Source organism: Aeromicrobium sp., assembly GCF_036676885.1.
Classification (GTDB): Bacteria; Actinomycetota; Actinomycetes; order Propionibacteriales; family Nocardioidaceae; genus Aeromicrobium.
Genome location: NZ_JAKFCB010000251.1, coordinates 1 through 6,387, shown reverse-complemented (window position 1 = coordinate 6,387; position 6,387 = coordinate 1). Strand labels below are relative to the sequence as shown.

Below are 6,387 nucleotides of genomic sequence, written 5' to 3'. Positions count from 1 at the left end.
CACCTCACCCGTACTCGTCCGCGCCGACCAGGCCGAATGCGTCATCGACGGACCGACCAGCCTGATCACCCTTCTGGCCGATGCACCCGAGACCGGAGGCGCGGTCACGATCAATCGCGCCACCCTCGCCGTCGGTTCACCCGGCGCGCCGCCGCATTCGCACACCCGCGCCGCGGAGAGCTTCTTCGTGCTGGACGGCGAGCTCCAGGTCCTCGTCGACGACAAGGTGATCGACCTCGCCAAGGGTGACTTCCTGCTGGTGCCTCCCGGCACGACTCACGCGTTCGCTCCGCCGGAGGGCAAGGAAGCCGACGTCCTGGTCGTCTTCACCCCAGGCATGCGCCGGTTCGACTACTACCGCCTGCTCGGGCGCGTGCACACCGGCGAGGCGGAGGTCAGCGATCTCGCCGCGTGCTCCGAGGAGTTCGACAACCACTACGCGGTGAGCGAGACCTGGGCAGACCGGTAGCTGCCACGGTTGCGCACCTCAGGTGCGGAGCGACCGGACGGCCGGTCGCTCCGCGCCTCAACCGGCGCGAGGGGTCTGGGACACTGGAGGCGTGAGCACCAAGAACCGGATCGCGTACCAGGGAGAGCCCGGCGCCAACTCCCACATCGTCGCCAAGGAGAACTACCCCGACTGGGAGGCGCTGGCGTGCGCATCGTTCGAGGACGTGTTCGCGGCCGTCGCCAACGGCGAGGCCGAGCTCGCGATGATCCCGATCGACAACTCGATCGCCGGTCGGGTCGCCGACATCCACCACTTCCTGCCGACGTCGGGGCTGCACATCGTCGCCGAGCACTTCCTGCCGATCCAGTTCAGCCTGCTCGGCATCCCCGGCGCGAGCCTCGACACGATCAAGACCGTGCACAGCCACGTGCACGCCCTCGGCCAGTGCCGCAAGATCATCAAGCAGTACGGGCTCACGCCGATCATCTCCGGCGACACCGCAGGAGCGGCGCGTGAGATCGCCGACGCCGCCGACCCCAGCCAGGCCGCGATCTCCCCGCCGCTGGCCGCCGAGATCTACGGCCTCGAGGTGCTGATGTCCGACATCGAGGACGAGGAGCACAACACGACCCGCTTCGTCGTGCTGTCGCGGGAGCCCAAGGAGGCACCGGCCGGCAACGGGCCGACCGTCACGACCTTCATCTTCAACGTCCGCAACCTCCCCGCCGCGCTCTACAAGGCGCTCGGGGGCTTCGCGACCAACGGCGTCAACATGACCAAGCTGGAGAGCTACATGGTCGGCGGCCAGTTCGCCGCGACACAGTTCCTCGCCGAGGTCGACGGGCATCCCGAGGACACTCCCCTGCGCCGCGCGCTCGAGGAGCTCGAGTTCTTCACGACCGACGTCAAGATTCTCGGGGTGTACCCGGCCGACCCGTTCCGCTCGCTCAACCCATGACGACCGCCGTATGAAGTGGCCGCTCAACGTCCCCGTCCTCAGCGACGGGGTCGTGACGCTCCGGGCGCACGTCCCGACGGACACCGACGCGTTGGTCGAGATGGCCAACGATCCCGAGATGCGGCGCTGGACGTCGATCCCGGTCCCGAACACCCGCGAGATGTCCGAGCAGTACGCCTTCACGGTGATCCCCCGCGGCTGGGACGACGGCACGCATCGCGGCTGGGCGATCGAGGTGGACGGCCGGTTCGCCGGCAATGTCGACATCCGCCACGCCCCCATCGCGGACATCGGGTTCGCGCTGCACCCCCGGGCCCGGGGCCGCGGGGTCATGGCGCGCGCCGTACGCCTCGCGGTCGACTGGGCGCTCAGCGAGGGCGGCGTCGAGATCGTGCACTGGCGTTCCCACGTCGGCAACGAGGCGTCGCTCCGGGTGGCCCACCAGACCGGCTTCAGCCTGCACGGGCTCATCCCGGGCATGCTGCACGAACGCGGCCAGGTCCTCGACGCGTGGACCGGGTCGATCCGGTTCGGCGACAGCCCACTGCCTCGTACCCACTGGGCCGAGTCGGCCGTGCTGGAGTCCGAGCGCCTGCGCCTGCGCCCGTTCACCGAGGCAGACGTGCCGCGCGTCGTCGAGGTGTGGAGCGATCCGGTGACCCGGCGCTACCTCGCCGGCCTCCCCGATCCGTACACGCCCGCGATCGCCCGCAGCTATCTCGCGGACTGCGTCTGGCAGGCGGCGATCGGCGCCAAGGCGACATGGGCGGTCGCGGACCGCGAGACCGACGAGCTGATCGGCAACATCGCGGTGATGGACATGCTCGGCATCAATCCGACGTCGGGCGAGATCGGCTACTGGATGCATCCGGCGGCTCGTGGCCAGGGCATCATGTCCGAGGCCGTACGCCTGGTCGTCCGGCACGCGCTCGACCCCGAGGGCCTGGACCGCCGACGGCTCGTGCTCTACGCAGCAACCGAGAACGCGGCGAGCAACGCGATCGCCCTGGCGGCGGGCTTCACCCGGTACGGCACCCAGCACGCGGCCGAGCGGCTGGGCGACGGATCGTTCGACGACCTGCACGGCTACGAGCTGCTCCGCTGACCGCCGGCCTTCTGTCGGAGCCGAGGGGCAGAATGGTGCACATGGCAACCACTTCAGGCGCAACGACCGACCTGCCCGACGACTACCGGCCCTGGCCGGCCCTCTGGGCGATGGTCATCGGATTCTTCATGATCCTGGTCGACAACACGATCGTCTCGGTCGCGACGCCTGCGATCTCGACCGATCTCGACGCCGACGTCAACAGCGTCATCTGGGTCACCAGCGCCTACCTGCTGGCCTACGCCGTGCCACTCCTCGTGACGGGGCGGCTCGGCGACCGCTTCGGACCCAAGAACGTCTACCTGTTCGGGTTGACGATCTTCACGCTCGCCTCGTTGTGGTGCGGGCTGACCGGCAGCATCGAGATGCTGATCATCGCGCGCGTCGTCCAGGGCATCGGCGCCTCGCTCATCACGCCGCAGACCATGGCGGTCATCACGCGCACGTTCCCCGCGGCCAAGCGCGGCAGCGCGATGGCGTTGTGGGGTGCAACCGCCGGTGTCGCCACCCTCGTCGGCCCCATCCTCGGCGGCGTCCTGGTCGACAGCCTCGGCTGGGAATGGATCTTCTTCATCAACGTCCCGGTCGGCGTCATCGGCTTCGTCCTCGCCTGGCGACTCGTCCCCACGCTGCCGACCCACACGCACGACTTCGACTGGCTCGGCGTGGCGCTGAGCGGCATCGGCGTCTTCCTCGTCGTGTTCGGCATCCAGGAGGGCGAGAAGTACGACTGGGGCCAGATCTCCGGCATCATCAGCGTCCCGCTGCTCATCGCCCTGGGCGTCGCGGTGTTCGCGGCGTTCGTCTGGTGGCAGGGGCGCATCCGCAGGGAGCCCCTCGTCCCACTGGGACTCTTCCGCGACCGCAACTTCTCGCTGGGCAACGGCGGCATCGCGATGGTGTCGCTCGCGATCACCGCGATGGCGCTGCCCTTCCAGTTCTACGCACAGGGCGCCCGCGGCTGGAGCCCGACCGAAGCGGCGCTGCTCATGGCCCCGATGGCGGTCGTGCTGATGGTGCTGTCGCCGTTCGTCGGCAAGCTCGTCGACCGCGTCCACCCGCGCAACATCACCCTGGTGGGCTTCGGCACGGCCGCGGTGTCGATGTCCTGGCTCGCCCTCATCATCTCCCCCGACACACCCGTCTGGCAGATGTTGCTGCCCATGGCGCTGTTCGGTGTCTCCAACGCCTGCATGTGGGCGCCACTCGGCGCGACCGCCACCCGCAACCTGCCGATGAGCTCGGCCGGCTCCGGCGCCGGCGTCTACAACACGACGCGCCAGATCGGGGCAGTCCTCGGCAGCGCGGCCGTCGCGGCGCTGATCCAGGCGCGCCTCACCGCCAACGGCCTCGGGGCCTCGTCCGACTCCTTGCAGACATCGGGCAGCCGGATGCCGGCCCAGGTCCAGGGACCGTTCTCGGACGCGATGGCACAGTCACTGGTGCTGCCGGTGATCGCGTTCACGGTCGGCTTCGTGCTGGTGCTGTTCTTCGCCAAGCCGTCGCACGCGGGACACGGCGGCGCCGCACCGGTCGCCGCCGAGCCGGTGCCAGTCGCGGAGTGATCTGGCCTTGCTCAGGCGGCGTCGGCTCGGCAGCGGTCAATGGGTGTCGGCCCACTTCTGGAGCTTGTTCAACGCCAAGCCCCACAGGCGGACGTCGAGCTCGACAACGGGGCCGAGCCTCTGGCCGATCTGAATCGCCGAACATCCGGCGGTGTGGTCGAGGCTGAGCCCAGGCGTGGCACCGGACCCGGCTCGGAACACGCCCGAACTGTTCGCGGCGTACTTGACCTTGCTCAGCGCGGTGATCTTGTCCGGCAGCACAGTCCTGGGGCAGATGTCGTCGGTGTTCGCCACGCCGTCGTGGTCATCGTCCGGACCGATGGAAGCGCAGGTAACGGTCAGCGACGGGCGAGTGGCGGGCTGGTCCCACGGCGCGTCCCACAACGTAAGCCCACCGTTGAGGATGTTGTACACCGTGATGTCGACGAAGGCCGATCCCTCGCTGACGAGCCGTTCGGTCGCATCGGTGAAGTCGAGGTTGAGTGGTGCGTCACTGGACGGCGTGACGTCCCGGCGGTCTATGACGGGCGCCTCGAAGGCGCTGGCTGTGGGGTTGCCGTTTCCGGAGGAGACGAACACGTTGGCCTGCTCGAACGGCGGGTCTGGGGGCGGGATTGGGGGAGCGCCGATCTGGTCGAACGGTCGGATGGACACCTGGGCGGACACGACCTTGCAGGTCATGCGGGACGGCAGCGCAAACTCGACGAGCCAAGCTGAATAGCCACTGGACCTGTGTCCTCCGCTGTAGGCGCTGCCGTTGGACGCGGAATCCGCGGGCCACGGTGCGTCACGAGCTTCGGTCACGGACCATGTGCCGGGGCCAACCGCGTTGTAGTGGCCTTGGCGGGAAGCGGCGGCAGCGACAGTCGTTGTCGTTTCTTCGGCTGCTGCTGGTCTGACGTTCAGGGCCCCGACGGCAGCAACCATCGCGGTCAGCGCAGCACCACGACGAATGTGAGCGATCATCGGAAGTTCTCCGTCCGGAGGGCCTCATCAGAGCGTAGGGGTCAGGCCCGATTGGCGTCGCGGCTTTCGGGAACTCCGGCAAGTTCGCAGGCAAGGTCATCCACGACCACGGACGACGTCATCCCGCGCGGTGCATCGGCGCTTCGTATGGGATGTCGTCCCGGGGCGTGTGACCTACCTCATCTCGGCATGCAGCCACACGTCTCGGATCATGAGATCTGCGCAAACGCCTCACCCGCGCCCCTAGTTTGAGGTCCGAAGCACGCACGGTGGCGTGCCGGACACGAGGCAGGACGATGACGATCACCCGCAGGAATCTGATGACCGGAGTCGCGATCGCGACCAGCGTTGCGGTCCTCACGGCGTGTGCTCCGTCCTCGACCAACACCACGACGTCCCACGGCGACAAGGCGACGCTCTCCTTCGTGGCCTACTCCGTGCCCAAGGCGGCGGACGGCGCCGTGCAGAAGGCGTTCGCCGAGACCAACCCCGGCAAGGGCGTCACGTGGAAGCAGTCGTACGGCGCCTCCGGCGACCAGAGCCGGGCCGTCGTCGGCGGGCTCAAGGCCGATGTCGTCCACTTCTCCCTGGCACCCGACATCACCCGACTCGTCGACGAGGGACTGGTCGACAAGTCCTGGGACCAGAACGACCACCAGGGCATCCTGTCGACATCGGTCGTGGCGATCGTGGTGCGCAAGGGCAACCCCAAGAACATCCAGTCGTTCGCCGACCTCGCGAAGCCCGGCGTCGGCATCGTGACCCCCAACCCCGGCTCGTCGGGCTCGGCGCGCTGGAACATCCTGGCGGCGTACCAGTCGGTCATCGCGAGCGGCGGCAGCGAGGCGGACGCCGAGGCGTACCTCGAGAAGCTGTTCGCCAACGTCAAGGCGCTGCCGGGTAGCGGCCGCGACGCGACGACGGCGTTCCAGGGCGGCACGGGTGACGTGCTGCTGTCGTACGAGAACGAGGCGATCTTCGCGCGGCAGAGCGGCGAGGCCGTCGACTACGTCGTGCCGAAGCAGAACCTGCTGATCGAGAACCCCGCCGCGGTCACGACGAACGCCGCGCCGGCCGCCAAGGAGTTCCTCGACTTCGCGATCGGCGCCGAGGGCCAGGGCATCTACGCGAAGTACGGCTTCCGGCCGGTCGCGTCCGTCCAGGGCGTCGACGTCGGGACCGTGAAGGGGGCGAACGACCCGGCCGACCCATACCCGAGGATCGACGAGCTGTTCACGATCGACGAGACCTTCGGCGGCTGGGAGGCGGTCAACACGAAGTTCTTCGACGAGAAGAGCGGCGTCATCACCAGGATCATCGCGGAGTCCGGCCAATCGTGACC

6 protein-coding genes are annotated in these 6,387 nt (G+C 68.6%); 5 read left to right on the top strand and 1 reads right to left on the bottom strand.

Going from position 1 to position 6,387, the window contains the following annotated elements:
* The 4 genes from V6M46_RS11215 to V6M46_RS11200 form a co-directional block, all read left to right on the top strand.
* A partial coding sequence (locus V6M46_RS11215) for a cupin domain-containing protein (RefSeq protein WP_332664914.1) occupies positions 1-469 on the top strand: 469 nt, incomplete at its 5' end.
* 91 nt (positions 470-560) lie between these two features.
* Entirely contained in the window at positions 561-1,409 is an 849-nt protein-coding gene (locus V6M46_RS11210; protein WP_332664912.1) for a prephenate dehydratase, read from the top strand.
* Positions 1,410-1,419: 10 nt separating this feature from the next.
* Complete coding sequence (locus V6M46_RS11205; protein ID WP_332664910.1) at positions 1,420-2,514, top strand: GNAT family N-acetyltransferase; 1,095 nt, start codon at positions 1,420-1,422, stop codon at positions 2,512-2,514.
* Between the two features lie 41 nt (positions 2,515-2,555).
* Positions 2,556-4,079, top strand: a complete 1,524-nt coding sequence (locus V6M46_RS11200; protein ID WP_332664908.1) for a DHA2 family efflux MFS transporter permease subunit — start codon at positions 2,556-2,558, stop codon at positions 4,077-4,079.
* 36 nt (positions 4,080-4,115) lie between these two features.
* Here V6M46_RS11200 and V6M46_RS11195 read toward each other — a convergent pair whose 3' ends face one another.
* Positions 4,116-5,006: a hypothetical protein gene (locus V6M46_RS11195; protein ID WP_332664906.1), complete on the bottom strand. Its 891-nt coding sequence runs from the start codon at positions 5,004-5,006 to the stop codon at positions 4,116-4,118.
* A 335-nt stretch (positions 5,007-5,341) separates the two neighbouring features.
* Here V6M46_RS11195 and V6M46_RS11190 point away from each other — a divergent pair, with 335 nt between their 5' ends.
* Positions 5,342-6,385, top strand: coding sequence for a sulfate ABC transporter substrate-binding protein (locus V6M46_RS11190; RefSeq protein ID WP_332664903.1), 1,044 nt, complete (start codon positions 5,342-5,344; stop codon positions 6,383-6,385).
* The last annotated feature ends 2 nt before the right edge of the window (positions 6,386-6,387 follow it).